The organism is Kitasatospora sp. NPDC059722 (assembly GCF_042733235.1).
In the GTDB taxonomy this organism is placed as follows: Bacteria; Actinomycetota; Actinomycetes; order Streptomycetales; family Streptomycetaceae; genus Kitasatospora.
The window spans coordinates 1-2,537 of sequence record NZ_JBHWGD010000053.1 but is presented as its reverse complement, the minus strand read 5'-3'; the positions used below and the strand labels follow the sequence as shown (position 1 = coordinate 2,537).

Genomic DNA, 2,537 nt, shown 5'->3' with positions numbered 1-2,537 from the left:
CAACTTCACGCCTCGGGCGGCCGCGCCGGGAGTGCACACCCCCCCGGTGCCCCGCCGGGGCGCCCGGGGGGGGGGGGGGGGGGGGGGGGGCGGGCCCCCCCCCCCCCCCCCCCGTCGCGCCGTGCGCCTCGCGCTGACCCCGCTCGGTGCCCACCGGCTGTGCGAAGTCCGCGACGGCAGAGCCGAGTTGACCCGCCGCCTGGTGGCCGGCTGGCACCCGGAGGAACAGCACGCGTTCTGCGCGCTGCTGGCCCGCTTCAACCTCGCGATGGAGTCCTACACCGCGGACCGGCACGGCCACCAGCCGTAGCGGCGACGCCCTCGGGCGCCTTGGCCGGCGAGTGAGCGCCCTTAGCCGAGCGCCTGCTTGAGGTCGGCCAGCAGGTCGTCGATCGACTCGATGCCGACGGACACCCGGACCAGGTCGGCCGGGACCTCCAGCGGCGAGCCGGCCGCGGAGGCGTGGGTCATCCGGCCCGGGTGCTCGATCAGCGACTCCACGCCGCCGAGCGACTCGCCGAGGGTGAACAGCCGCGCCCGGTTGCAGACCTCGACCGCCGCCTCCTCGCCGCCCGCGACCCGGAACGACACCATGCCGCCGAAGGCCTTCATCTGCTTGGCCGCGATGTCGTGGCCGGGGTGCTCGGGCAGGCCCGGGTACAGCACCTCGCTGACCTTGGGGTGGCTCGCCAGCAGCTCGGCGACCCGCTCGGCGTTGGCGCTGTGGCGGTCCATCCGGACGCCCAGCGTCTTGATGCCGCGCAGCACCAGCCAGGCGTCGAACGGCCCGGAGACGGCGCCCATCGCGTTCTGGTGGTAGGCCACCTCCTCGCCGAGGGCCGCGTCGGCCAGCACCAGCGCACCGCCGACGACGTCCGAGTGGCCGCCCATGTACTTGGTGGTGGAGTGCACGACCGCGTCCGCGCCGAGCGAGATCGGCTGCTGCAGGTACGGGCTGGCGAAGGTGTTGTCGACCACCAGCAGCGCGCCGTGGCCGTGCGCGATCTCGGCGAGCGCGGCCAGGTCGGTGATGCCCAGCAGCGGGTTGGACGGGGTCTCCACCCAGACCGCGCGGGTGTTGGGCCGCAGCGCGGCGCGGACGGTGGCCAGGTCCTGGGTGTTGGCGACGGAGAACTCGACGCCCCAGCGGGTCAGCACCTTGGCGAACAGCCGGAAGGTGCCGCCGTAGGCGTCGTTGGGGATCACGATGTGGTCGCCCGGCTTGAGGATGGTGCGCAGGAGGGTGTCCTCGGCGGCGAGGCCGGAGGCGAAGGCGAGGCCGCGGGCGCCGCCCTCCAGCGCCGCGAGGCACTCCTCCAGCGCCGTGCGGGTCGGGTTGGCGCTGCGGCTGTACTCGTAACCGCCCCGCAGGCCGCCCACCCCGTCCTGCTTGTAGGTGGACACCTGGTAGATCGGCGTGACGACGGCCCCGGTCTGGGGGTCTGCCTCCTGACCCGCGTGGATGGCGAGGGTCTCGAAGCCCTGGGGAAGCTGGTGCTCGGTCATAGGTCGAGCGTAGTGGCCGTTCGCCCGGGCGCCCGCCGGAATGGCGGGACGGAATGGGGCGGCGCCTCCCCGCGTTGAACCCTGCGCAACCCTCCCTACCCCGATGGAGCAGGCCGTGCTGTTCAACCGCCACAAGACCTCGCTCGTCCCGGCCGCCCAGGCCCTGCCCGGCCGGGAGTCGCCGGCCTTCGCCCTGCGCGAGCCGCACACCGTCCTCGGGAACCCGCTGGCCGGCCCGTACCCGGAGGGCCTGGAGGTCGCCGACTTCGGGCTGGGCTGCTTCTGGGGCGCCGAGCGCACGTTCTGGCGGGTGCCCGGCGTCTGGACGACGCTGGTCGGCTACCAGGGCGGCCACACGCCGAACCCGACGTACGACGAGGTGTGCAGCGGGCTGACCGGGCACACCGAGGCGGTCCGGGTGGTGTTCGACCCGGCGGTGGTCTCCTACGAGCGGCTGCTGAAGACCTTCTGGGAGGCGCACGACCCGACCCAGGGCAACCGCCAGGGCAACGACGTCGGCACCCAGTACCGCTCCGCCGTCTACACCCACTCCCCCGCCCAGGCCGCCGCCGCGACGGCCACCAGGGACGCCTTCCAGCCGGCCCTGACGGCGCTCGGCCTCGGCCCGGTCACCACCGAGATCGCCCCGGCCGGCCCGTTCTACCCGGCCGAGCCGTACCACCAGCAGTACCTCTCCGACGCCAAGAACCCCAACGGCTACTGCGGCCTCGGCGGCACCGGCGCCTCCTGCCCGATCGGTGTGGCCCGCACCGAGGGCTGACGGCCCGGCGACGGTCCCGGGGCCCGGCCACCCGAGGTGACCGGGCCCCGGCCCGGGCGCAGACTGGAATGGCCAGCAGGGACGGCCCGGCCACCACTGCGGGGGGCGGGCCCGCCCGCGGGGGCGGGCGCGGGGGGCCAGCCGCAGGGTGCCCCCGCGGCCCGCCAGCGCGGTGGCCCCGGCGGCCTGGGTGAGCGCGAGGGCCTGGCGCAACCGGGCCCGTCCGGCGTCCGTGTGCCCGGTGGCCGCG

3 protein-coding genes are annotated in these 2,537 nt (G+C 75.5%); 2 read left to right on the top strand and 1 reads right to left on the bottom strand.

Annotated features, from left to right (window positions below; translation table 11 throughout):
- Positions 1 to 121: 121 nt before the first annotated feature.
- Positions 122 to 310, top strand: coding sequence for a hypothetical protein (locus tag ACFV4F_RS28615; protein WP_380506691.1), 189 nt, complete (start codon positions 122 to 124; stop codon positions 308 to 310).
- Positions 311 to 351: 41 nt separating this feature from the next.
- Here ACFV4F_RS28615 and ACFV4F_RS28610 read toward each other — a convergent pair whose 3' ends face one another.
- Complete coding sequence (locus tag ACFV4F_RS28610) at positions 352 to 1,506, bottom strand: cystathionine gamma-synthase (protein WP_380497199.1); 1,155 nt, start codon at positions 1,504 to 1,506, stop codon at positions 352 to 354.
- Positions 1,507 to 1,609: 103 nt separating this feature from the next.
- On the opposite strand from ACFV4F_RS28610, the gene msrA reads away from it, so the two are divergent.
- Positions 1,610 to 2,287: a peptide-methionine (S)-S-oxide reductase MsrA gene (gene msrA, locus ACFV4F_RS28605; RefSeq protein WP_380497198.1), complete on the top strand. Its 678-nt coding sequence runs from the start codon at positions 1,610 to 1,612 to the stop codon at positions 2,285 to 2,287.
- Positions 2,288 to 2,537: the final 250 nt, after the last annotated feature.

Bases quoted from the DNA above. Each gene is read 5' to 3' on its own strand.
- ACFV4F_RS28610 (WP_380497199.1), bottom strand. From the start codon at position 1,506: ATGACCGAGCACCAGCTTCCCCAGGGCTTCGAGACCCTCGCCATCCAC.
- msrA (WP_380497198.1), top strand. From the start codon at position 1,610: ATGGAGCAGGCCGTGCTGTTCAACCGCCACAAGACCTCGCTCGTCCCG.